Consider the following 23,779-nt stretch of genomic DNA (forward strand, 5'->3'; position numbering starts at 1 on the left):
TTATTTTGGGGGCAGTCTGCCCCCCTGTCTTTATATTACTTTTTAGCCTTTGACACCTCCGGCTGTAATACCTTCAACAAAATATTTCTGTGCAAAGAAATATAAAAGAATGGGCGGAATCAGCGATACAAAGGACATGGCCAGCACCTGATTCCACGGTGTCGATGACCCCTGGCTGTCAATGGACATCTTTAAGGCCAGAGACAGGGTATAGTTTTTTACACTGCTGATATAAACAAGATTGTTAAAGTAATCATTCCATCTCCATAAGGTCTGGAAAATGATAACGGAAAATACCGACGGCTTTAAAAGAGGCGCCAGAATCTTTACGTATACCACAAACGGGTTACATCCATCCATGTAAGCGGATTCGTCTAATTCCTTTGGGATTCCTCTTAAGAACTGAATCTGCATGAAAATCAGGAACGGATAACAGGCCAATACTGCAGGTGCCCAGAAGGGAAGGTAGGTATCTACCCAGCCAAACTTATTAAATACCACATATCTGGGAATCATAATAACTGCATCCGGCAGCATCAGTGTGGAAATCATAACTGCAAACAGGGTCTTCTTAAAAGGGAATTTGAATCTTCCGAATCCATAAGCAACAATTCCGGTTGACAGCGCAGTCAGTACTACGGTTGGCACTACCAGCTTAAAGGTATTTAAGTAAAAGGTAAGATAGGTAAACTGGCCGCTTCCTTTCCAGCCGTTTTTATAGGCAATGGAAGAAAATGCTTCCGGCAAAAGGCTCATCTTTCCAAATAACTCCTGATTATCCTTAAAGGTGGCAAAAAACAGCCAGACCAAAGGATAAATCATTGCCACTCCCATAACGATCAGGATCACATAGGCGATTATATCATTTTTTTTCACTCTCATCAGTCCATTCCTCCATCATTATAAAATACCCATGCATTTGATGAGCGGAATACCAAAAGCGTAATCAGAAGAATTGCCACGAACAGCACCCAGGAAGACGCAGACGCATATCCCATTTTCAGATTCTGGAAGGCATCTTCATAAATCTTTACTCCAATCAGATAGGTTCCGTGATTGGGACCGCCGTTTGTAATGATAAAGGCTGATGTAAATTCCTGCAAGGCGTGAATAATCTGCATAATCAGGTTAAAGAATACGATTGGTGTCAGCATCGGAAGGGTAATACTCCAGAACTTCGTCCATTTGTTGGCTCCGTCAACCTCTGCTGCCTCATAAAGCTCTGTAGGCACATTCTTAAGTCCTGCAAGGAACAAGACCATGGAGGAACCAAACTGCCAAACCACCAGTAAGCTGATGGTCACCAGTGCAATATCCGGGTCTCCCAGCCAGTTTACGGAAGGAATTCCAAATACTCCAAGGAAATTATTGATCATTCCTTCTTTCATGAACATAAAGCGCCACAAAATAGAAATCGCCACGCTGCCGCCCATAATGGAAGGCAGATAATAAACGGTACGGAATAAATTGATGCATTTTAACTTCATATTCAGGATCATTGCCACAATCAAAGCCATAATAAGCTTCATGGGAACTGCCATAAGTGCATACTTAAAGGTCAATACCAGGGATTTTATGAAGTATTTATCCTTTGTGAACAGTCTTTTATAGTTGTCTAACCCGATCCACTTTCCTTCCGACAAAATCGAAAAGTCTGTAAATGAATAATACAGAGACATAATCAGCGGATATGCCTGAAGAATACAAAAACCAATGATCCAGGGCAGAATAAATAATATTCCCCATTTCCAGTTCTTCGGATACTTCCTGACACTGGGTACGGATAGATTCTTAGCTGCTTGCGGTGACATACATTACTCCTCCTAACGCTTTTCATTAATGAGATTCTATCACATATGCCCGCAGGCTGAGCCCCCTCTGCCATTACCTGTTTCTATCATTATTATCTATCATTTTTTTACTGCACTATCATTATTTTAGAGGTTTGTTTGAAACTCATGGGATTTGCCGCTCTCATTTGACGCAGGGAAGTTTGGCATGCTATAATTTGAAGGTAATTAACATTACCGTTTCTTTGGGGAGGTAAGACGATGTACGAGCTTTTAATTGTAGATGATGAGGCCAGTTCCCGTGATATTCTAGCCTCTTGTTTTCCATGGAAGGAATCAGGCTTTTCTGTCTGTGCCCAAAAGGGAAACGGAAGGGAAGCCCTGGAGTATTTAAAAGAACATACGGTCCATGTGGTTTTAACTGATATAAGTATGCCTGACATCGACGGGATCGGTCTTGCCAAAACCGTCTGGGAGGCTCCTGCCCCCCACCCCACCATCGTATTTTTAAGTGCCTACGACAATTTCCGGTACGCACAGAATGCCATTCGCTATGGGGTGCGCTACTATGTCTTAAAGCCTACCAACTTTTCTGAACTGAAAGAAATATTTGCTACTATAAAAAAGGAACTGGATCATAAATATCAGATCACTTCTCAGGAGGAAACGGACCATGTCCCCGATGAAATCATAGATAAGGTTCTTTCCTATTGTTCGGAGAACTACCGGGAAGGCTCTCTTTCTGAGCTGGCGGACTCCCTGTATCTGAATTCTTCCTATTTAAGCCAGTTGATCAAACAGAAAACGGCCAAGACCTTTTCCGATTTACTGACCGAAAGCCGTATGAAACAGGCTGCATTGCTTTTAAAAGACCCGGATTCCAAGATTTATAATATCAGCAATTCCATTGGATATGTAAATCCCAACAACTTTGCAAGAGCCTTTAAAGCCTATTGGGGCGTTACTCCCACAGAGTACCGGAACCATGAAAGATAACAGGCGGACCACCAGCCGTAGATGGGACATGAAAATGAAACAGATGAAAAAACCAATGCGGATACAATTATCCGTCCGATACCAGTTTTTTACAAAAAGCCTGCTGACCAACTGTCTCTTACTTTTAATTCCCATCATGATGGTTGGTCCATACAGTGTCATCCAGTCCTCGAAGGACAATACGGCTGCAATAGAAAAAAGCACCTATCAGACGCTTCATCAGCTGGAACAGACCATTGAACAGCTTTATTCCCATATCGATAATGCAAAGATATTTTTTTCCTCCAACCCCAGGGTCACTCTCCAGATGAAAAAAGCATTTAATGAAAAACCGGTTTCCCTGGATTCTCTGAAAAATATAGAAAATCTTTCCTTATATTTTCAGAATCTTATATTTACAGACCCTTATATTGAAAATATCTATGTCTATTATGACAATTTAAATAACCGGATGTTCCTCCCCCAAAAAGGGTCCATCCAGACGGTCTTTACCGCAGACGAACAGAAAATCATAGAAACCTATAAAAAATCCGGCAGCAAAGACTTCTGGATGGAGATCAAGGGAAAGGAAGGTCCCGGGTCCAAGGTTTCCACCGATTCCCTGGTCATCTATCAGCGTCTTTATACCAGCTTTGCCTACAAACCGGTGGGTATGGTGGCCTTTGAATTTAACTTAAATAAGATGGAGCAATATTTCCAGTCCATGCTCCAATACAGCAGCCAGACCCTGTATCTGATTGATTCCGGTCACAATATCATTTATACCAACAGTAAATCGGAGAATCCTTCCGGCGAATTGGACCGCATCGAGAGCGCACTGGCAACGAAAGAAGAACTCCATCTGTTTCATATTGAACTGAATGATACGCCCCAGGAGGCCGCTTACTTAAAATCTGCAAGGAACAACGGGCTGACTTATATCACGTTTACACCTTCCAATGAGATTTATAAAACTACAAGAAGCCTTTCCGGAACCTATATGCTTCTTATGTTCTCAGGAATCTTCCTGTCCTTTGTCCTGGCCTTTTATAAGACCAATAAGGAGTATAAGTATCTAAGCCGCATCATTGATATTTTCAGCAATCCGGAAGCCTCCAGACAGCATTTTGACAAGATGCCAAGGAAAGCAGGGAATCCGTTTGAATACATTATGCTGAACATTATAAAGCTGTTTCTGGAACAAAAATATCTAAAGGTCCAGGCATCGGAGCGGGACTATAAATTGCAGATATTAAAAATGCAGGCATTGCAGCATCAGATCAATCCTCATTTTCTTCATAATACGTTAAACACCATTTACTGGGAAGCCATACGAATGACCGCTTCGGAAAACTCATGCAGTACCATGGTTTCCAACCTGTCCTCGGTCATGCGCTATTCCGTAGGGGATCCGCAGGAAAATGTGAAGATCAAGGAAGAACTGGGCTATTTAAAAACCTATCTGGAGATCATGAAGATCCGTTACACGGATAAATTTGAGATATTCTATCTGGTCGATGATTCCTGCACCATCTATCCAATCAAAAAGATGATTCTGCAGCCCATCGTGGAGAATTCCATCTATCATGGAATCAAAGAAAAAGACGGGAAAGGAAATATCTATGTGGGTATCCGGCGCATCCGCAAATCCATTTTATTCTATATCCTGGATGACGGAGTCGGCATCGCCCCGGATAAGCTCTTAAAGCTTCAGGAACAGCTTTATGCTCATTCCTCCATATCCTCCTCCCACATTGGCCTGACCAACACCAATCTCCGGTTGACCATGACCTATGGGGCTAAATCACGCCTTCGGATCAAGAGTATCAAAGGAAAATATACTCTGGTTTATTTTATGATTCCGGTCATGGACCTGGAGATGAGTATTACGCCCCGGAAGGAATCGGGGAATGATGATTGATGATATATTTGAAAAAACAGATGTGAAATACATCTGTTTTTTCTGTAAGAAAACACATTTTCAATTGCCATACACTAATTTCTCACATACACGATACCATCCATGATCCTTCTGGCCGTTCTTTGTACTGCCACACACGGCAGCTCCAGGACACCATCTGACTCAATCAGTTCCGGGCACATGGTCATGATTCCGCTTGGATGTCCGATGCGCACATGTTCCACATGTTCCATGGAACGAAGGACTTTTTCCACAACAGAACCTTTCAAAGCAGCCGCCACACTGATGGCACTGGCTGAGGTCAGAGGACAAGCCTTATGACATTGGAACACAGAAATTACCCTTGTACAGATATCCATATCTTCTGCCTCCACCCGCCGGCCGGCTATATCCGTATAGCTTTTTGGAGCGGTCACAAACCCTACCTTAGGAACTGCAGGACTGTTTTCTGTGGCATCCTCCAGGCTTTCTGCAAATCCCATCATACAGCAGGCGGTTCCTCTTATCTTCTCCAAAAGAGCGCAGATATCCTCATTGCTGTTAATCTCATTTGGAAGCTCTGTTCCTGTAAGCCCGATCTCTTCTGCATTTACGATCACCATAGGATTGGATACGTCTAAAATGGTGGCCTCCAGCGGTCCAAACCCTGGAATCTCAAGCACATCAAGAGCCTTTCTTGTAGGAAGCAGTACACCGGTCTTGGCCCCTGCCGGATTCATGAACTTTACTTTTAACTCTGCTGCAGTTCCATCTACACCGGCAATGGAGCAGTCCCCTTCCTGGGCAAAGGTCCCGGTCACAGGATCAATGGGAACGGTCACATGAATGTATTTACCGGTGTTGCGGTTTTTCATACGGACCGTTGTGACCGGCTGGATAATTTCCACCATGCCTTCCTCTACTGCAAACGGACCAACCGCTGCTGTCATGTTTCCGCAGTTAGATTTGTAGTCCACCTGACTCTTTCCCACAATCACCTGTCCCACAAGATATTCCACATCCACACCATCTTCTTCACTTTTCCATACGATCACGATCTTGTTATTGGAAGATACGGTTCCGCCCATGCCATCAATCTGCTTTGGATCCGGATCTCCCATAACCTGAAGAAATATGGAATCCCATTGAGAACGGTCCTCCGGCAGATCTTCTTTTCGGAACATGCAGCCTTTGCTGGTACCGCCCCGCATAAATACTGTTTTAAATGATCTCATTCTTAATATCTCCCCTTCACGAAACTGGAACAACAGCAGCCTTAGAAGAACAATGGCCTTACCGTTCTTTTATAAGCCTTGTCTGAATGATACCATGATAGCATTTGAGATACAATATCACTTATGCTATACCTGTATGATTTTTTCTATCAAACGGAAAAGCAACCGGTTCTAAAAGACTAATGAGTACGTTTTAGAACCTCAGACGATCTTCACCGCCTGCATCTGGGCCTTGATGCAAAGCTCCGCCGCCTTAAAGGCATGTTCCTGCGTCATGGCATGTTCCGTACGGTTGATGCAGTCTGAAATAAGCTGTCCAAAGAAGGGATACCCTACGTTGCCTGCCACATCAAAACGGAATTCTCCCTTTTGGTTGACCAGATACACAAAGTCGGTTCCCTGAGATTTCTCTCCGATATTTACATACTTTCTTAATTCCAGATATCCTTCCGTACCCAGAATAAAGGTTCTGCCATCTCCCCACGTTCTCAGCCCATCAGGAGTAAACCAGTCCACCCGGAAATACTGGGTCGCTCCGTTGTCAGCGACCAGATTTGCATCCCCAAAGTCTTCCAGTTCCGGATACTGGGGGTGATTATAGTTTGCGACCTGGCTGCGCACCACTGATGCATCCTTTGCTCCTGTGTAAAAGAGGAATTGTTCGATCTGATGGCTTCCGATATCACATAAAATTCCTCCATAAAATTCCTTCTTATAGAACCAGTCCGGCCTTAATGGGGCATTGAGCCGATGGGGACCCATGCCCATTACCTGCAGCACACGTCCGATGGCTCCTTCTTCTATTAACTGCCCCGCATAGACGGCGGATTCCACATGGACCCGCTCGCTGTAATACACCATATATTTCCTGCCGGTCCGCTGCACACAGGCTCTTGCCTGTGACAGCTGTTCCAGTGTGGTCATTGGTGTCTTATCTGTAAAATAATCCTTCCCCGCCTCCATCACCTTAAGCCCCAGACTGCATCTTAAGCTTGGCACTGCTGCCGCTGCCACCAGACGTACCTCTGGATCCGACAGGATTTCCTCTTCCTGAGAGGCCACTCTGGCCTGGGGAAAGGTTTTTAAGAATGCGCTTACCTTTTCTTTATCAGAATCATAGACCCATTTTAAGGAAGCTCCCGCCTCGATTAACCCATTGCACATCCCATAAATATGGCCATGCTCAAGGGAAATAACAGCAAACCGGAATTCTCCTTCTAACACTGCCGGCTTTGCTTTTCCTCCTGGTGCATGGTTCCTGCCGCTTTTTTGTATTTCCATGTGACTCCTCCGTAATCAAACCTTTTGCTGGTTTTATATTTCTTCATTATACCACAACGGGGGCGTCTTCTCCAGAAAGAACCGGGAACCTTAAGGGAAACCAATGGACACAGAGGCTATGTCTGCCTGACCCGTGAAATGTCCTATCATTAACATAACGTGCATGTGCAGATAAAAAGAACCTTTACAAGGACTGGAACTGTTGAAATATATCCCTTAGCGTCAGCCTGCGTGTGATTTAATACCATATCTACCGCTCGTTTCCACCCCTTATACTTTAACTGTCTCTCGTTCTGGTCCATTTGGGGCGTGTATTCCGTTCTTTTTCCCGGACTGACCAGAAAATCCTTATAAATTCCAGCTCCAAGGCCAGCCATACAGGCGGCTCCAAGGCCGGAGACCTCCTCCACTTCCGATGCCAGCACCTTGCTGCCCAGCATATCACTTTGAAACTGCATCAGCCAGCTGTTTTTCGTGGGACCCCCATCGACCCGGAGCTCTACGGCGTCAATTCCTGCTGCCTCTTTCATGATTCCGACCACATCAGATATCTGGTAAGCAATGCTTGACAGCCCCGCCCTCACAAGCTCCGCCCTGCCTGTGGTCCGGCTCATTCCAAGAAAGGCCGCAGATACATCACTGCGCCAATAAGGGGCTCCCAGGCCGGAAAAAGCAGGAACCAGATAAGTAGGATCCAATGGATTGGCTTTCCTTGCCAGCTGTTCCGCTTCTTCCGCACTGGTCAAAAGCCCGGCCTGATCCTTCATCCAGGTGACAACGGCGCCTGTATAATTTACATTTCCCTCTAAAACATACTGTACCTTTCCTCCTGCCTTCCATGCCAGAGAGGTAACGATGCCCAGATCAGAGAAAAAAGGAGTTTCCCCAATGTTCATCATAATGGAAGAACCCGTTCCATAGGTGGTTTTCATCAACCCTCTGGATAAGCAGCCTTGACCGAACAAAGCTCCGTGAGAATCTCCCAGCACTCCGTGAATGGGAACAGGGCCTGGAAGGATTCCTTCAAAATCCGTACAGCCAAACATGCCATCCGAATCTTTTACCTCCGGCAGACAGGTCATCGGAATATGAAAATATCCACAAAGAACCTCATCCCATTTTAAATCAGTAATATGAAAGAGCTGTGTTCTGGAAGCGTTGGAATAATCCGTAAGAAAATGTTTCCCTCCCGTCAGCCGGTAGATGAGCCAGCTGTCCATGGTACCGCAGCAAAGCATTTCCTGCTTTGCCAGAACTGCCGCCTCATGGACATTCTGTAAGATCCAGGAAAGTTTTGCTGCGGAAAAATAAGGGGACAGCCTTAAACCGGTCCGCTGCCTTATGTCTTTTTCCGCCCCTTCTTCCTGTAACTTTAAACAGATCTTTTCTCCTCTGGCACACTGCCAGACAATGGCACGATGCACTGGTTTTCCAGTCTTCCGGTTCCAGGCCATAGCCGTCTCTCTCTGATTGCTGATTCCCACGCATGCAACTGAAAGAGGAGAAACCCCGCTTTTTTCCATCAGTTCTTTTACCACCCACAGCGTATTCTGGTAGATTTCCTCCGGGTCATGTTCGATAAAGCCCTGCTGGTCTACGAACTGGGTGTGGCCTTTATCGGTTCGGCATACCAGACTGCCGGTCTCGTCAAAAAGCAGGGCTTTTGTTCCCTGGGTGCTCTGGTCGATCCCAATAATATATCTGTTTTTCATAGCAATAGCTCCATTACCTTTTTAGCGATTCCTTCCCCGTTCAGACCGTAATAATCAAAGACTTCCTTTGAAGTTCCCGTAATGACCGGCGCATCCGGAAGTGCCATGATCTCCATCTTTTTTAAACAGCTTCTGCAAAGGACCTGGCTGACCAAAGAACCCAGACCTCCAAACGGCGCATGTTCCTCTACGGTCACCACTGCCTTTGCCTGTTTCACCGCCTTGAGAATCCCCTGTTCATCAAGAGGTTTTAAGCAGTACATATCAAGGACTCCCACGGATACCCCCTTTTCCTTCAACAGCTCCGCCGCCTGCTTTGCAGGCAGCACCATTTCTCCGCAGGCGATGATCACAGCATCACTGCCTTCACAGACCGTTACGGCCTGATCCATCTGGAATGGAGCTGCCGTTTCCTCGTAAACATCCTCCACCGGATTTCTTCCTACCCGGATATAGGCAGGCTTTTCATCCCGAAGCAGAGCTTCTATCAGCTTCCTGGTCTGATGACGGTCACTTGGCACATAGACCCGCATATTGGGAATGGCGCACATGGCCGCAAAATCCTGGGCAGAGTGATGGCTCATCCCAAGCGCTCCGTAGCTGATGCCGCCGCTGATGCCGATCAGCTTTACATTGGTGTCGGAATAGGCCACATCAATCTTTGCCTGTTCGTAGCTTCTGGTGCTTAAAAAGCAGGCCGGTGATGCGGCATATGGCTTTTTCCCCGCCTTTGCCATACCGGCAGAGATGCTGACCAGATTCTGTTCTGCAATGCCGGTTTCTACAAACTGCTTTGGGTAGGTATCAGCAAAAGGGGTCATGGACGCACTTCCTCTGGAATCACTGCAAAGAACCACCACATCTTTATCCTTTTGAGCCTGTTCCATCAAAACTTCACAGATTACCTGTCTGTTTGCTATCTGATTCATGGATGAATGCCTCCTCCCGCTCCTTTAATTCCTTTTTTGCAAGTTCATACTGTTGTGCATCCGGCACCTTATGATGCCAGCCTGCCTGATTCTCCATAAAGGATACGCCGCAGCCTTTGGTGGTGCCTGCAATGACCACCGTTGGCTTTCCTTTTGTTTCTCTGGCCCTTTCAAAGGCTTTTAAAAGGGAATCGATGTCATTGCCTGCGGCGCTCACCGCATTCCAGCCAAAGGCCGTAAAACGGGCCGCCAGATCATCGTGATGCATCACATCCTCTGTGGAGCCTGAGATCTGAAGCCGGTTTCTGTCCACCACGGCACACAGGTTGTCAAGTCCATACTGGGAAGCCGCCATCGCCCCTTCCCAGACAGAGCCTTCTGCCAGTTCGCCGTCCCCCATGACCGTGTATACCCGGCTTTTGCGTTCATCCATTTTGCAGGCCAGCGCAATGCCCACACAGACCGGAAGGCCATGGCCCAGGGAACCGGAATTCATCTCGATTCCGGGAAGCTTATTGTTTGGATGGCCGATGTATTTGGAACCAAATCTGGAGAATCCGGCAATTACCTCATCCCTGTTTAAAAATCCCTTTGCTGCCAGAACCGAATAATAAGCCTCAACAGAATGGCCTTTGCTCAAAATGAAATAATCCCGGTCCGGCTGGTTCTGGTTTTCCGGACTTATATTCATTTCATCCATATAAAGGCTCACTAAAATTTCCATAACGCTGAAATCTCCGCCGATATGTCCGGTCTTTGCCTGACAGACCATATCCAGCACATCTCTCCGAAGTCTGTATGCCAATGCTTTTAAATTATCATTCATGATACCCTCTCCTTTTTGCTGTTACCGTCTGCCGGTTGGGTTGTAGACCGCTTCTTTTACAGCTTCCTCTACAGGATCGTAAAGATCCGGCCGGATTCCCAAGTATCTGCATGCTTCATAAAGGATTGGAACCACGTCCTTATGGATTCCCACGCAGTGATGAATGTAAGGGCCGCATACCAGTTTGTTCTCCAGACGCTTTAGATTCTCCACTTCCACCCACACATAGGTTCCTTTTGTATATGGCCCGTCGACTCCTTTTGCATTGCCAAGCAAAAGAGAATAGTCTCCGTTATCTCCGTCGAACCGGCAAAGGGTCATGGTTCCCTGCTTGGCCTCTGCTTCCACGGCTCCCGGATAATCAAAGGCCAGAGGATAGCCGATGACTGGCTTCTCCTTTGCTACGGAAATGGGCCAGGGTCCGCAGTGCTGCAAAAGCTCTCCGTTTTCATTATCCGGATGTCGCACGGTCCAGTCAGCAAAAAAGGTCCTGCTTTCTCCCATTCCCGCAGCTTCTGCCATCAGAGCCGTGACCGCACCGTGAATATCGGTTTCACATACCACCGGGATCCCTTCTTCATTTAACAGGGAATTGGCGGCACAGGGCATGATTCCGATTTCCCCCTGTAGTGCATTCCAGCACTGAATGGCAATGGCATTGCAGCCATACCGTTCTGCCAGCTTCTTCATGGCAACCTTTAATGCCCCTACCTGTTCCAGATGTTCATCCCGGATTTCCACCTGCATGTTCTGTCTGCAGTATTCCATGACTTCCCGTACGTTTGTACCGTCTTCCTTTGCCTTTTTCACTTCTGCGATCAGCTCGGGAATCGGTATGGGAGAAAGCTGGATATGAAAACGTTCCAAAAGCTCTCCCTCATTGCACATGGTGGACCAGAAATCAAAGGGTCTTGGCCCGATCTGAAGAATCCTTATCCGGCGGAAGGTCTTTACCACGTTGCAGATGGCAAGAAAGTTCCGGATTCCATTTTCAAACTCCGGGTCCGTCAGGCGGCAATTGGTCAGATATGTAAATGGAACCTGAAATCTCCGGAGGACTTTTCCAGTGGCGAACAGACCGCACTGGCTGTCTCTTAAACGGATTCCCTTCTCATCCGGCCTTTCATCTCTTGGCCCCCATAAAAGGACCGGAACATTCATCCGCTTTGCCAGTCTGGCACAGACATACTCCGTACCGAAATTGCAGTGAGGCAGAAAAAGTCCGTCAACGCCTGCCTCTTTGAATTTTTTCTCAATTAATTGAATATCTTTATCATCAAACAAAAGACCTTCCTCATTGATATCATCAATATCCACAATTTCCACGTTTAATTCTTTTAAACGCGCTTTGGTCAATCCGGCATATTTCAGCGCATCCGGTGCACTGAAAATACTTCTGCGTGTAGGCGCGAACCCTAACTTAATCGTTTTCATACTACGGCTCCTTATTAATTTTTATTAAATTTGTTCTTTATTTTAACTAAATTATATTAAACTTATTTTAAAATGTCAATTGAATTTAACTGAATTATTTTGAATTATGTATTAATATCATGTTGACGAATTCAAATAATTCCTGTATGATTACTATGTCTGTAAGATGTAATAAAATAAAGAAGAAACAATTAAAATATAAGAATCAGGGGGGGGAACCCAAATGTCGATTTCAGCAAAAGAACTGGCTGAAAAATTAAATATTTCTGCTGCCACAGTTTCTATGGTTTTAAACCGCAGACCCGGAATCAGCGAGAAAACAAGAACTATGGTAATTGAGGCTGCCAAAGAGTACGGCTATGATTTTTCTAAAAAATGGGATTTCAGCCAGGAAAAAGGAAGCATCCAGTATGTTATTTATAAAAAACACGGAACGGTAGTAGGAGATACTCCATTCTTTTCCCAATTAACCGAAGGGATCGAACAGGCCTGCAAAGCCGAAGGATTCGAGCTGCAGATCACCTATTTTCATGAAAATCAGGATATTGACGCACAGATCCAGGCACTTTCTGAAAAGAACTGTCAGGGAATTCTTCTGCTTGGCACAGAGATGGAGGTGGAGTATTTTCCTCCTTTTTCAAAGTTAAAGATTCCTCTTGTCATGTTGGATACTTATTTTGAAGAACTGGACTGTGATTCCGTCCTGATCAATAATGTACAGGGCGCCTACCGGGCAACCAACTATCTGATAGAAAAAGGAATGACAGAGGTGGGCTATTTACGCTCCTCCTGCACCATCGGCAACTTTGCGGAACGGGCGGACGGATATTATAAAGCGCTGCGCCATCACCATATTCCCACCAATCACCCTTACGTGCATGAACTGACCCCTTCCATGGAAGGCGCATACCTGGATATGATCCATATTCTCCGGGAAAAACCGGCTATGGCCCAGGCGTATTTTGCGGATAACGATTTGATCGCGGCAGGAGCCATGCGGGCACTGAAAGAGTGGGGGTACCGCATTCCGGAAGATATCTCCATTGTCGGCTTTGACGATATGCCCATATGCGAATTCCTGGAACCGCCTCTTACTACCATGGACGTACCCAAAAAGCGGATGGGAGAGCTTGCCATGAAGCTCCTTGTTCAAAAGATTCATCAAGATTTGAAAATTCCTGTTAAAATCGAACTATCTGTAAGGCTTCATGAAAGAAAAAGCGTCCGTTCATAATTTTTCATTCAAAAAATGCGCCCTGAAACAGCCTTTAACGCTTAGTCAGGACGCATTTTTATATATGAAATCACTTTATTTATCAAAAACCTTTACTTATAAATATATTTTGCCTTATCAAAAACACTGTCGCCTTCTAATAATCTGGTGCGGTAATATACCCGCACAATCTCATCCGCTTCCTCCTTCTCTTCCATATGGCGAATCAAATGCTTTACTGCTGCCGTATGCCTTTTGGTATGGGTACCTTTTATTAATGTAAGGTTAAGACCTGGGATGCTCAGTTCCGGCAGAGCATCAAAGCCGACCAGGGATACATCCTTTGGCACCTTCATGTTGCGCTCAAACAGTGCTTTGATGACCCCCAGGGAGATTACGGAGCTTTCCAGAACATAAGCGGAGGTTTTTCTAAGACCTTCCGAAAGATAATGGTTCATGGATTCATATACTTCCTCCACCGTGCTGCCAAGATATAAAATACGGTTGCTGTTATCCCCGCATTGCCGTCTGGCCATTTCCTGTACAAAAGCCTCTCTTCGTTTTTCAAAATTAAAAATATTAATAGTTTCTGCAAGATAGATGATGTGGCTGTGGCCTTTGTCCACCAGATAATCCACTCCTCTTTGAATTCCTTCTTCGTTATCAATTAAAAAGCTGTCAAACCCCTGTTCATAAAAAAGATTATCGCCCACAACAATGGGAATCTTTAACTGCCGAAACGGATAGATATCACTGGAATTCATCTCTGCTGCCAGAATATAAATGCCTTTTACTTGATTTTCTTTGCATTTCTGCAGAAAGTTTTTCATATTGCCGGATTTATCATCAAATTCCCAATAATGAAACCGAAAACCGGCCTGATTTACCAAAAGTTCCAGGTTATCAAACAGCTTGGAGCTTTTATGGTTCCCCTTCCGTTTTAAAATAATGCCATGCTTGATATAATTTAACATGAGCAGAGTTCCTTTATTCTCTGCGGACTCTGCTCTCAATTTATAAGTATTTCTCATACTTAACTGTTCTAAGTATTCCTGTACCTTTCTTCTGGTTTCCGGATTTACACCAGGCTTATCGTTGAGTACCAAAGAAACCGTAGCCGGAGAAATTCCCAGCACTGCAGCAATATCTTTTGACTTTATCCGCATCTGTCACACCATCCTTGCTTCTTAAAATACACACTCACCTTTTATTCTCAAGAAAAACATTATATATGTCAACTACCTTTATTATATTTAAAGAAAAAACAGGCTGAAAAGTCCATGACGGATCCTTTTCAGCTTGACTTTTTATCTTTCTTTACTTACCTGTGCCGGGTCAGCACCGTTTCCTTTTCCAGAATAACCAATGCATCCTTCCGGAAAATATGCATGCTGAGAATTGATGCATCTTTGCTGCACTCCAGTTTCACGTTTGCAATCCGTCCGTTCTCCAAATCTATGGCTTTTGCACCATATCCCTCCAGATTTCCTGCAATTGTTACCTTGGTGGTATACGGAATATAGAGGAGATACCTTTCATCTTCTGTTTCTGCCATTCGTATTTCCGGGGAAAGATCTGCAAGCAGCTTCTGAACCGGCTTTAACTCCGTAATTTTTCTGGACTCCAGGAAATTTATAATATATCCGTAGTCCCAGGCACCCGGAAACTGCAATGCGTCCTGGACGGCAAATGACTCATCGAAGCCTTCCCCCAATACCGGATTCCGCCTCCTGCCCTTCTTCTTCCAGTTCCACACTCCATGGGCTCCATAGGTGACTCCGGCACAGGCACCTGATAAGATTCCGCTCCATGCGGCTTTGCGTATGTCATAGGGCTGAAACCTTCCGTAGTTCTGACGGCTGTACCCCATCTGTTCATAACAGGGTTCGGAATTTATTATGGGCTTTGGAGGGTAGTTCTTATAGAACGTTTCTGCAAGCACGTATGCCATTTTCTGCTCTTGCGCATTATGCCCTGACTGATACATATAAAAGCTGATTCTGTCTAAAAACTGTTTGGGAATATAGTCATAGCCTCTTTTTATGTGCATGGACTTTAAAGAATCCGGAGACTTTTCATAGACTGCTGCAAGCGCTGTTTCATAATATTCCACGGCTTCTTTCGTATCAAAATCCGTATCTCCGCTTATTATATATACAGGATCAAATTCTTCAAATTCTTCCACGATCTTTTCCGCATATGGACGAACCATTTCTTTTGGCATAATATTGACATCCACCAGCCGGCTTCCCCAGGTTCCAGGTACATAATTGAGCCAAAGCACTACAAGGGCCAGATGAAAGCCTTTGTCTACAGCCATTCTGCACATCTGTCTGGCCCTGTCATAATACGCTTCATTCCATTGGCTGAAATCAAATTTTATGCCATCTTCTGAATAAAACGGATAGATGCTATCTTCCATCAGACACCGGTCCCATTGGGGAAGTGTATTGATCTGCAGGACCGTATATCCCTGAGACCACCGTTTATCAAGATAAAATTCCCACTCTTCCATGGCCGCATTTGTAAACGCGCTCCATACTGTGTCTGCAAGATAAAAAAATGCTTTCCCAGCCCGTGTGAAGTTCCTTTTATTTTCCCCTACCTTTAACTGACTCATAAAAACCCTCCTTGTGTTTAATAATTAATCCTAACACCACCATATTTTTGTTTCAACCCCAATGCCGCTTTTCTCTGTTTGTATTAAAAAACTATATTTGCAGCCTTATTTCTGATTATTCTTTTTGTAAAAAAATAACATACCTTTAAACTTTTTTTAAAGTATGCCATCTTAAACCCTGTATCTGTTAAAAGCAGCACATAACACAGGGACATAACTTAAAATCTGCAAAATATAAAGTTATGCGAAAAGGATTGCACTTCTCACCTGGTATGATATATGATTTAATATAGGAAAAAACAAAAAGGACACAAGCGCCTGGAAAGGAGCCTTATGGCACATCATTGCAGCTGCTGCAACCAACTATGTACATCCCGAATCTCGCTTTTTGAATCCCTTTCCTATGAAGAACAAAAGGAGCTGATTAAAAAGGCACAGCATCTTGATTTTCAGAAAGGGGATACCATCCTTCATGAGAAGGACCCGGCAGATAAAATCATGGTCATCCGTTACGGCAGGATCAAGATCAACCGCTATTCCCTGGAAGGAAAGGAGTATGTTCTTGATATTCTTGATGAAGGTGATTTCTATGGGGAACAGAACATCTTCGGAGGACAGGCATTGGAAGCAAACGCCGTTTCCATGGGAGAAAGCGGTGTCTGTCTGATTTTTTTAAAGGATATCCAAAATATAATCTTAAAAAGACCGGAGATCGGTATCAAGCTGTTACACGTTATTGGTCATAAACTTTCCCTTGCCAACGAACTGGTTCAATTATTATCTGTAAATGATGCCAAGGCAAGGATCGCAGGATTCATTCTGTTCCGAAGCAGCCGGATCAATAAAGACACCATAGAACTGACCAGAGAAGACATTGCCGCTTACATCAACGTCCGCAGGGAGACCATCAGCCGAAAGCTGGGAGAGCTTCGCAAAGACGGTGCCATTGCACTGGAAGGAAACAAAAAGGTGCGGATTTTAAATAAAGACCTGTTAAGAGACATCTTTGAAAATGATATGTAGACAAAAAACAAAAAAATATTAAAATAGTTTCAAATAATGATTCAAATCACATTTTTCTTCTGCCTGCCGGGTTATACTAACCTTACAAAAACAGTTACGAACTCGAAAGGGAGGAAATATATGATTACAAATAAAATGAAATTAAGTGAAATCGTGAAAGCTTATCCCGGAGCCGTTGATCTTTTTAATGACTTTCACATTGACTACTGCTGCGGAGGCAATGACTCACTGGAGGAGGCCTTAAGCCGGCTTTCCATTGATTCCAGAAGCTTTATTGAGGTATTAAATAAAAAGCTGGAGAAACAGAAAAAAGAACCTGCTTCAAAAGAGGTTTTAGACGTGGAACGCCTTATGGAAATGGAAGTCCCGGCACTGATCGATTACATCATCGAGACCTATCACGGAAAGGAACGGACCCTTCTATTAGAAATCGATGCTCTGGTAAATAAAGTGCTTCTGGCTCATTATTCCCACCATCAGGATCAGCTGGTACCCCTTCACGGACTTTTCTCTGACTTAAAAAAGGAACTGGAGGAGCATTTTGCCAAGGAAGAAAAACTTGTCTTTCCATACATGAAGCAGACCTGTTCCGGTAAAAGAGATGCGGGATATGTTAAGGAGCTGGAAGAGGAACACGACGCAGCCGGAAACCTGATCAAAGAAATCACTGCCTGCACCAATGACTTTACCGTTCCGGAGGGAGGCTGCACCTCCTATCACCTGCTGTTTCAAAAGCTCCAGGAACTGATCAAAGATATTTACAACCATATATTCACAGAAAATTCACTGTTATTTCCAAAATATGAAGGAGGACGTTAAGATGAAAAAACTTGTAAAGAACAATGTAAGCTGGGTAGGTATTATTGATTGGGAGCTGGAATCCTTCCATGGGGCTGACTACTCCATCAAAAACGGCTCCAGCCAGAATGCGTATCTGATCCAGGAGGAGAAAACGGTATTGATTGATACCGTATGGAAACCCCATTCCACCGAGTTTATCGACAATCTGGAAAAGGAGATCGATCTTAATAAAATCGACTTTATCGTTGCAAACCATGGAGAGATCGACCATAGCGGTTCCCTTCCTGCTTTGATGGAGAAGATACCAAATACTCCGATTTACTGCACTGCCAACGGAGTGAAATCCTTAACCGGGCAGTACCATCACCCCGAATGGAATTATCAGGTGGTGAAAACAGGCGATTCCGTAGACATTGGCAACGGCAAGAAGCTGGTATTCGTAGAGATGAAGATGCTTCACTGGCCGGACAGCATGGCTACCTATCTAACCGGGGACAACATTCTCTTCTCCAACGATGCCTTTGGACAGCACTTTGCCGTTGAAGAATTATTCAATGACAAGGCCGACCAGTGCAGGCTTTGGGAAGAGGCCCTGAAATATTATGCCAATATTTTAACTCCATTCTCTCTTCTTGTAAAAAAGAAAGTGGAGGAGATTCAGGCCCTTAATCTTCCCATTGACATCATTGCCACCAGCCATGGCTGCATCTGGAGAGAGAATCCCTTACAGATCGTGGAAAAATACTATGAGTGGTCTCAGAATTACAAGGAAGACCAGATCACCATTGTCTATGATACCATGTGGGAGGGGACCAAACAGCTTGCCCATAAGATCAGCTCGGAGATCGCACAGATTTCCCCTCAGACCCGAGTAAAGATTTACAACATTTCAAAGGCAGATAAAAATGACATCATGACAGAAGTATTTAAGTCAAAAGCCATTGCTCTCGGTTCCCCGACGGTTGGGAACAGCATCCTTTCTTCCGTAGGCGGATGGCTGGATTTCTTAAAGGAGCTCCGCTTCAAAGAGAAAAAGGCAGCTGTATTCGGCTGCTACGGCTGGAGCGGGGAAGGTACAAAGGTTCTTCGTGAAAAGCTGACAGACGCAGGATTTTCAGTGGTTGAAGCTGAAGCAAAATGCTTATGGAATCCAAGGGAAGAAGATTTTGAAAGAGCTGCAGGAATTGCAAAAGCCCTTTGTGAATAAGAAACAAGTTAAAGCTGGAATGGGGATGCCCTGAGATTTATGAGGGGCATCCCCATTTCAGCTTTAGATAAATCCTTTTCCAACCACTTCCTTGGCATCAAGAATGGTCATAAATGCCTTCGGGTCTTCTTCCATCACAATCGTTTTCACCCTGGCAAGCTGGGTCAGTTTAATGACGCAGTAAATCATGTGCTTATCCACTCCGGTGTATGCGCCCTCCCCATTTAATAATGTGATTCCTCTTTTTGGATTTTTCATGATTCGGTCCGCGATTTCCCGGTATTTATCTGAAACGATTATAACGGTCTTCTTTCGGTTAAATCCTTCTAATATATTATCGATCACAAGATTTGCAATGTATCTTGCCAGGACCGTATACAAGGCAATATTAAGGCCAAAGATAAAGCCTGCACAAATAATCAGAATCCCATTGAACACCATGTCAACCGTACCAATGCTTACTCCAAAATACTTATTGATAATTTTGCCAAGAATATTCATGCCACCCAGGGCTCCGTCATGGCGTAAGGCAAACCCAACACCGCCTCCCAGGATGACACCTCCAAAAATAACTGCAACAAGGATGTTGTCAATGGGAAGTGCGATTCCCTCCGTAAGATATAAAAATACGGAAACAGAGCTGATACCGATTACACTTTTGACTGCAAACATGGGACTGACAAACTTTATTCCGATGATTACAAAAATAATGTTCAAGAAAAAAGAAAAAAACGGAATACTTGTTCCAATAGAATAATGCAATAACAGCGCGGCACCGTTAAACCCTGTGCTGAGCAGCCGGTACTGGGTATATATGCTGTTTGTAGCAAATGCAAATAAGAAACTTCCCAGCAAAATGCAGACAATATCTGCCGCCAGCTTCATGTTCTTTACACTCTTCATAGCAACATTAACCATTGAACGCAATACAGCATAATGCTAAAAGCGTATGTTCTTCCTTTCTGGTAATCTTTAATCTTCCTCCCGGCTTCCCCATCTGATTAAAAATCAGCGCTTCACCGGCACACAGGAAACGCTCCTTCTGACAAAGCCTTATATTTAAACTTCCTTTTATCAGATACAAAAGGGTATGGTTCTCAGGCTCTAAAACAAGCTCTGCTTTCTCCTCGTCCATTGGAAGCATCAAGACCTGACCAGCCATTCCCTTTTGAAACATCAGATTAAAATCGTTGCACTGGCCATAACTCATGATTGGAACTTCTCCTCCAAACTTAAATGGCTCCAGAGGTCTTAACGGAATCCGGGGCATCTGTTTCTCTTTCTCCAATTCCATGCTTCCTTCTAGGACGGTTAAAATCCGGTCGTAATTCTCAAGCTTTGTGAAACGGGAAACTTCCGCCGATACACTGGCCATGCTTACGCGGTACAGGAAATCCTGCTGTTCATATTGTGCCGTTTCGGGATAAATATAAATCTGAGTGGTGTCTCCGCCTGCCCAGGCAGTTGTTTTATAACTGGTTTTATTTAATAATCTTATATTATCATCCATAATCAGCTTTCTTCTTTTTTATAAACTAAGTGTCCATTTTTTATAACGGAATGAACAATATTTTTAGCAGTATGGTAGATCAAAAACCGGTAATCCGGATACTCCAGCAATACGATATCTCCTTGCTTTCCTGCTTCCAGCGTTCCAATCTTGTCTGCCCGTTTCAAAGCAGCCGCCCCATTAAGAGTCAGGGCGGTAAGAGCTTGCGGCAATGTCATTCCCATTTTCAAAACAGCTAACGAAAGCATTAAGGGAATGGAATTGGTAAAACTGCTTCCCGGATTAAAGTCCGTTGCCAATGCAAGCCCGCATCCGGATTCTATCATTTTCTTTGCCGGCGCAAAGGGCTTATTCAGGCAAAAAGCGGTACAGGGAAGCACAGAAGCAACGGTTTCGCTTTCTGCAAGAGCCGCCATGGACTCCTCGGAAATCATCAATAAATGGTCTGCCGAGGCTGCCCCTAATTCTGCCGCAAGCCTCCCGCCTCCCAGATCATAGATTTCATCTGCATGAATCTTGATTTCAAAGCCCATCTTCTTTGCTTCTGTTAAAAGGAACCTGCTCTGCTCTGTATCAAAAGCCTCTTCTTCACAGAATACGTCACAAAACTCTGCCAGATTTTTTTCCTTTACCTTTGGCATAACAACTTCAACCATGTAGGTCACATAACCGGCAGGATCATTCTTATATTCCAGGGGGACTGCGTGGGCGCCCAAATATGTGGATACGATCTCCACCGGATGGACTTTATTTAACTCCTTCATTACCCGAAGCTGTTTTTCTTCACACGCTAAATCCAGCCCATATCCGCTTTTTCCCTCTACCGTAGTAACGCCTTGAGACAGCATATCATGTAAGCGGTTTCTTCCATCTGCGAAAAGCCGGTCTTCCCCATAGCTTCTTGTTGCATTTACCGTACTTTGAATGCCGCCGCCTTTTCTCATAATATCCAGATAGGAAGCCCCGGACAGCCGTTCCATAAATTCAACTTCCCGGTAACCTCCAAAGATGAAATGGGTATGGGAGTCCACAAATCCCGGCAATGCGGTTCTTCCCGCCCCATCAATGACCATAATATCACCTGGAATCTGCTCTATGTACGCTGCGCCAAGCCTGTGCAGAACCTCTTCATTGGCCCCAAGGAATAAAATGATGCCATCTTCCATATAAATACTGGCATTTTGCATCACTTCTACCTGATCCATCTCTTTGCCTTTTTTTATATGGCTGCCTTTTGGTGTAACGATCTGAGAGCAATTGTATAGCAGTAATTTGTCCAATGAGTCTTCCTCCTTCCCAGCTGCTATTTCTTACTATTGGCAAAAGGTCGCTTCTACCGCCTGTTTTACCAGCCCTTCATCAGCCACATGAGGAATGGTGATCACTGCCTGCCCTTCATAATCTTTGTTAAATTGAACTGATGTTTCTATTGCATTTTCATTTCTCGCCCAGTTTCTTCTGGCAACACCGCCCATCACATCCCAGATCATGGCGCTTTTAATGATCTCATCAATTCTCCGGCTTCCATCTAATACAAGACCAAAGCCGCCGTTTATGGATTTTCCGATTCCAACACCGCCGCCGTTATGTAAGGCTACCAGGCTCATTCCTCTTGCTGCATTGCCAACGTAACACTGAACGGCCATATCTGCCATCACATTACTTCCGTCTTTGATGTTGGAGGTTTCACGGAACGGGGAATCCGTACCGCTTACATCATGATGGTCTCTGCCTAACATGATGGGGCCTACTTCCTTGTTTCTCACCATTTCATTAAAACGGAGGGCAATATTTTTACGTCCTTCCGCGTCCTGATAAAGGATTCTTGCCTTGGTTCCTACTACCAGCTGATTCTTTTTGGCATCCCTGATCCAGTTGTAATTATCTAAATCCTGATACCTGCGGTCTTTATCAATACTTTCCATAGCCGCCTGATCTGTTTTATCCAGGTCTTCTTCTTTTCCGCTTAAACAAACCCAGCGAAATGGTCCATATCCGTAATCAAATAATTGGGGACCCATAATATCTTCCACATAAGAAGGATAAATAAATCCATCCTTATCATCAATTCCATTTCTTGATACTTCTTTTACACCGGCATCAAATACGGCTTTTAAAAATGCATTTCCGTAATCAAAGAAATAAGTACCGTTCTCCACACAGGCTTTTACTAGTTCAATATGTTTTCTTAACGTCTTATCCACCATCTCAACAAAACGTTCCCGGTCCTCTTTTAACAGCACCGTCCGTTCTTCAAATGTAACGCCCTGTGGACAGTAACCGCCTTCATGGGCTGCATGGCAGGAGGTCTGGTCGGACAGTAAGTCGATCTTAATGGTATGATCCACCGCATATTGGAGCAAATCAACAATATTGCCATGATAAGCAATGGAAATGGATTCTTTCTTCTCCATATATTCTTTTGCAAGCCGGTACACATACTCCAGATCAGAGGAAGATTCCTTCACCCAGCCCTGATCCAGCCTTGTTTTGATTCTGGATTCATCTACTTCTGCAACAATTCCTACTCCGCCTGCAATCTCAATGGCTTTTGGCTGTGCACCGCTCATTCCTCCAAGCCCTGAGCTTACGAATAGCACTCCCCTCAAATCCTTGTCCTTGGCGATCCCAAGCTGCTGTCTTCCTGCATTTAACAATGTATTGTAGGTTCCGTGGACGATTCCCTGAGGTCCGATATACATCCAGCCGCCTGCTGTCATCTGTCCGTAGTTGGCGACTCCCATCTCCTCTGCCACTTCCCAGTCGTCCGGATTATCAAACATACCGATCATCAGTGCGTTGGTTATGGTGACTCTGGGAGCATCCTTTTTTGAATGGAACAGCCCCAGAGGGTGCCCCGATTCCAGTACCAGCGTCTGCTCATCGGTCAACAGCTCTAAATACTGCATGGTCAGACGGTACTGCATCCAGTTTTGAAATACGCTTCCTGTCTCTCCATAGGTAACCAGTTCATAGGGATACAGTGCAACATCAAAGTCCAGATTGTTATTGATCATCACCTGGAACGCCCTGCCTTCCAGACAGTTTCCTTTGTAGTCATCAATGGAGCCGCCTTTGATGCCGTCAGCCGGACGGAACCGGTAGCCGTAAATTCTGCCATAGGTATACAGCTCTTGAAGGAACTCCGGAATGATTGTCTCATGCAGATCCGGATGGATGTAGCGCAGGGCATTCTTGAGCGCAGTTATGGTCTGGTCCTTTGTCAGGCGGAAGCCTCTGGAAGGCGCCCTTCGGATTCCTGGTTTGAATGCAGGCATTGGCGGCAATGTATCAATGGTCATTTTCATATTCTGTGATTTCAT

General features: G+C 44.6%; 20 protein-coding genes. 6 read left to right on the plus strand and 14 right to left on the minus strand.

Going from position 1 to position 23,779, the window contains the following annotated elements:
• Positions 1-42 precede the first annotated feature (42 nt).
• Positions 43-882, minus strand: coding sequence for a carbohydrate ABC transporter permease (locus tag ACLTWA_RS18570; protein WP_412329396.1), 840 nt, complete (start codon positions 880-882; stop codon positions 43-45).
• On the minus strand, positions 882-1,811 hold the full coding sequence (locus ACLTWA_RS18575) for a carbohydrate ABC transporter permease (RefSeq protein ID WP_412329397.1): 930 nt from the start codon (positions 1,809-1,811) through the stop codon (positions 882-884). Before ACLTWA_RS18575 ends, ACLTWA_RS18570 begins: the two co-directional genes overlap by 1 nt.
• A 240-nt stretch (positions 1,812-2,051) precedes the next feature.
• Between ACLTWA_RS18575 and ACLTWA_RS18580 the strand changes: the two genes are divergently transcribed.
• Together ACLTWA_RS18580 and ACLTWA_RS18585 are read left to right on the plus strand one after the other, a co-directional pair.
• Positions 2,052-2,786, plus strand: coding sequence for a response regulator (locus ACLTWA_RS18580; protein ID WP_412329398.1), 735 nt, complete (start codon positions 2,052-2,054; stop codon positions 2,784-2,786).
• Positions 2,776-4,686, plus strand: a complete 1,911-nt coding sequence (locus ACLTWA_RS18585; RefSeq protein WP_412329399.1) for a histidine kinase — start codon at positions 2,776-2,778, stop codon at positions 4,684-4,686. The genes ACLTWA_RS18580 and ACLTWA_RS18585 overlap by 11 nt, the downstream gene beginning before the upstream one ends.
• A 74-nt stretch (positions 4,687-4,760) precedes the next feature.
• Here the strand turns inward: ACLTWA_RS18585 and ACLTWA_RS18590 are convergent, their stop codons facing one another.
• The 6 genes from ACLTWA_RS18590 to ACLTWA_RS18615 all read right to left on the minus strand — a co-directional run bounded on the left by ACLTWA_RS18590 (position 4,761) and on the right by ACLTWA_RS18615 (position 12,082).
• Positions 4,761-5,900: a 2-methylaconitate cis-trans isomerase PrpF family protein gene (locus ACLTWA_RS18590; RefSeq protein ID WP_412329400.1), complete on the minus strand. Its 1,140-nt coding sequence runs from the start codon at positions 5,898-5,900 to the stop codon at positions 4,761-4,763.
• A 201-nt stretch (positions 5,901-6,101) separates the two neighbouring features.
• Positions 6,102-7,181, minus strand: coding sequence for a Gfo/Idh/MocA family protein (locus ACLTWA_RS18595; RefSeq protein WP_412329401.1), 1,080 nt, complete (start codon positions 7,179-7,181; stop codon positions 6,102-6,104).
• Between the two features lie 149 nt (positions 7,182-7,330).
• Entirely contained in the window at positions 7,331-8,893 is a 1,563-nt protein-coding gene (locus tag ACLTWA_RS18600) for an FGGY-family carbohydrate kinase (RefSeq protein ID WP_412329402.1), read from the minus strand.
• Positions 8,890-9,822, minus strand: a complete 933-nt coding sequence (locus tag ACLTWA_RS18605) for a transketolase family protein (protein ID WP_412329403.1) — start codon at positions 9,820-9,822, stop codon at positions 8,890-8,892. The genes ACLTWA_RS18600 and ACLTWA_RS18605 overlap by 4 nt, the downstream gene beginning before the upstream one ends.
• Positions 9,788-10,648 carry a transketolase gene (locus tag ACLTWA_RS18610; protein WP_412329404.1) on the minus strand — a complete coding sequence of 287 codons (861 nt, stop codon included), beginning with the start codon at positions 10,646-10,648 and terminating at the stop codon, positions 9,788-9,790. The genes ACLTWA_RS18605 and ACLTWA_RS18610 overlap by 35 nt, the downstream gene beginning before the upstream one ends.
• Before the next feature lie 21 nt (positions 10,649-10,669).
• Positions 10,670-12,082: an L-fucose/L-arabinose isomerase family protein gene (locus tag ACLTWA_RS18615; protein ID WP_412329405.1), complete on the minus strand. Its 1,413-nt coding sequence runs from the start codon at positions 12,080-12,082 to the stop codon at positions 10,670-10,672.
• Positions 12,083-12,305: 223 nt separating this feature from the next.
• On the opposite strand from ACLTWA_RS18615, the gene ACLTWA_RS18620 reads away from it, so the two are divergent.
• Positions 12,306-13,316: a LacI family DNA-binding transcriptional regulator gene (locus tag ACLTWA_RS18620; protein ID WP_412329406.1), complete on the plus strand. Its 1,011-nt coding sequence runs from the start codon at positions 12,306-12,308 to the stop codon at positions 13,314-13,316.
• A gap of 92 nt (positions 13,317-13,408) precedes the next feature.
• On the opposite strand, the gene ACLTWA_RS18625 is transcribed toward ACLTWA_RS18620, so the two are convergent.
• Both ACLTWA_RS18625 and ACLTWA_RS18630 read right to left on the minus strand, forming a co-directional pair.
• Positions 13,409-14,461 (minus strand): LacI family DNA-binding transcriptional regulator, encoded by a 1,053-nt coding sequence (locus ACLTWA_RS18625; RefSeq protein WP_412329407.1) that lies wholly within the window; start codon positions 14,459-14,461, stop codon positions 13,409-13,411.
• A gap of 155 nt (positions 14,462-14,616) precedes the next feature.
• A complete protein-coding gene (locus tag ACLTWA_RS18630; protein WP_412329408.1) occupies positions 14,617-15,915 on the minus strand; it encodes a DUF4038 domain-containing protein in 1,299 nt (432 codons plus the stop codon).
• A 333-nt stretch (positions 15,916-16,248) separates the two neighbouring features.
• Between ACLTWA_RS18630 and ACLTWA_RS18635 the strand changes: the two genes are divergently transcribed.
• The 3 genes from ACLTWA_RS18635 (at position 16,249) to ACLTWA_RS18645 (ending at position 18,946) form a co-directional block, all read left to right on the plus strand.
• Positions 16,249-16,938: a Crp/Fnr family transcriptional regulator gene (locus ACLTWA_RS18635; RefSeq protein WP_412329409.1), complete on the plus strand. Its 690-nt coding sequence runs from the start codon at positions 16,249-16,251 to the stop codon at positions 16,936-16,938.
• Positions 16,939-17,058: 120 nt separating this feature from the next.
• The gene (gene ric, locus ACLTWA_RS18640) at positions 17,059-17,757 is read left to right on the plus strand and encodes an iron-sulfur cluster repair di-iron protein (RefSeq protein WP_412329410.1); all 699 of its coding nucleotides are present in this window, start codon (positions 17,059-17,061) and stop codon (positions 17,755-17,757) included.
• Between the two features lies 1 nt (position 17,758).
• Positions 17,759-18,946, plus strand: a complete 1,188-nt coding sequence (locus ACLTWA_RS18645; RefSeq protein WP_412329411.1) for an MBL fold metallo-hydrolase — start codon at positions 17,759-17,761, stop codon at positions 18,944-18,946.
• A 63-nt stretch (positions 18,947-19,009) separates the two neighbouring features.
• On the opposite strand, the gene ACLTWA_RS18650 is transcribed toward ACLTWA_RS18645, so the two are convergent.
• From ACLTWA_RS18650 to ACLTWA_RS18665, 4 genes are read right to left on the minus strand one after another with little or no spacing between them, the layout of a single operon-like run.
• The gene (locus ACLTWA_RS18650) at positions 19,010-19,849 is read right to left on the minus strand and encodes a YitT family protein (RefSeq protein WP_412329412.1); all 840 of its coding nucleotides are present in this window, start codon (positions 19,847-19,849) and stop codon (positions 19,010-19,012) included.
• Positions 19,850-19,856: 7 nt separating this feature from the next.
• A complete protein-coding gene (locus tag ACLTWA_RS18655) occupies positions 19,857-20,456 on the minus strand; it encodes a HutD family protein (protein ID WP_412329413.1) in 600 nt (199 codons plus the stop codon).
• A gap of 2 nt (positions 20,457-20,458) precedes the next feature.
• Positions 20,459-21,736, minus strand: coding sequence for an imidazolonepropionase (hutI, locus tag ACLTWA_RS18660; RefSeq protein WP_412329414.1), 1,278 nt, complete (start codon positions 21,734-21,736; stop codon positions 20,459-20,461).
• Positions 21,737-21,769: 33 nt separating this feature from the next.
• A complete protein-coding gene (locus ACLTWA_RS18665) occupies positions 21,770-23,779 on the minus strand; it encodes a urocanate hydratase (RefSeq protein WP_412329415.1) in 2,010 nt (669 codons plus the stop codon).

Source organism: Lacrimispora sp., assembly GCF_046972725.1.
Lineage (GTDB): Bacteria > Bacillota > Clostridia > Lachnospirales > Lachnospiraceae > Lacrimispora.

Excerpts from the sequence above, each read along its gene's own strand:
- ACLTWA_RS18645 (WP_412329411.1), top strand. The coding sequence starts at position 17,759 with ATGAAAAAACTTGTAAAGAACAATGTAAGCTGGGTAGGTATTATTGAT.
- ACLTWA_RS18635 (WP_412329409.1), top strand. The coding sequence starts at position 16,249 with ATGGCACATCATTGCAGCTGCTGCAACCAACTATGTACATCCCGAATC.
- ACLTWA_RS18585 (WP_412329399.1), top strand. The coding sequence starts at position 2,776 with ATGAAAGATAACAGGCGGACCACCAGCCGTAGATGGGACATGAAAATG.
- ACLTWA_RS18650 (WP_412329412.1), bottom strand. The coding sequence starts at position 19,849 with ATGAAGAGTGTAAAGAACATGAAGCTGGCGGCAGATATTGTCTGCATT.
- ACLTWA_RS18630 (WP_412329408.1), bottom strand. The coding sequence starts at position 15,915 with ATGAGTCAGTTAAAGGTAGGGGAAAATAAAAGGAACTTCACACGGGCT.
- ACLTWA_RS18575 (WP_412329397.1), bottom strand. The coding sequence starts at position 1,811 with ATGTCACCGCAAGCAGCTAAGAATCTATCCGTACCCAGTGTCAGGAAG.
- ACLTWA_RS18625 (WP_412329407.1), bottom strand. The coding sequence starts at position 14,461 with ATGCGGATAAAGTCAAAAGATATTGCTGCAGTGCTGGGAATTTCTCCG.
- ric (WP_412329410.1), top strand. The coding sequence starts at position 17,059 with ATGATTACAAATAAAATGAAATTAAGTGAAATCGTGAAAGCTTATCCC.
- ACLTWA_RS18595 (WP_412329401.1), bottom strand. The coding sequence starts at position 7,181 with ATGGAAATACAAAAAAGCGGCAGGAACCATGCACCAGGAGGAAAAGCA.
- ACLTWA_RS18610 (WP_412329404.1), bottom strand. The coding sequence starts at position 10,648 with ATGAATGATAATTTAAAAGCATTGGCATACAGACTTCGGAGAGATGTG.
- ACLTWA_RS18570 (WP_412329396.1), bottom strand. The coding sequence starts at position 882 with ATGAGAGTGAAAAAAAATGATATAATCGCCTATGTGATCCTGATCGTT.
- ACLTWA_RS18655 (WP_412329413.1), bottom strand. The coding sequence starts at position 20,456 with ATGGATGATAATATAAGATTATTAAATAAAACCAGTTATAAAACAACT.
- ACLTWA_RS18665 (WP_412329415.1), bottom strand. The coding sequence starts at position 23,779 with ATGAAATCACAGAATATGAAAATGACCATTGATACATTGCCGCCAATG.
- ACLTWA_RS18590 (WP_412329400.1), bottom strand. The coding sequence starts at position 5,900 with ATGAGATCATTTAAAACAGTATTTATGCGGGGCGGTACCAGCAAAGGC.
- ACLTWA_RS18600 (WP_412329402.1), bottom strand. The coding sequence starts at position 8,893 with ATGAAAAACAGATATATTATTGGGATCGACCAGAGCACCCAGGGAACA.
- ACLTWA_RS18605 (WP_412329403.1), bottom strand. The coding sequence starts at position 9,822 with ATGAATCAGATAGCAAACAGACAGGTAATCTGTGAAGTTTTGATGGAA.
- ACLTWA_RS18620 (WP_412329406.1), top strand. The coding sequence starts at position 12,306 with ATGTCGATTTCAGCAAAAGAACTGGCTGAAAAATTAAATATTTCTGCT.
- ACLTWA_RS18580 (WP_412329398.1), top strand. The coding sequence starts at position 2,052 with ATGTACGAGCTTTTAATTGTAGATGATGAGGCCAGTTCCCGTGATATT.
- ACLTWA_RS18615 (WP_412329405.1), bottom strand. The coding sequence starts at position 12,082 with ATGAAAACGATTAAGTTAGGGTTCGCGCCTACACGCAGAAGTATTTTC.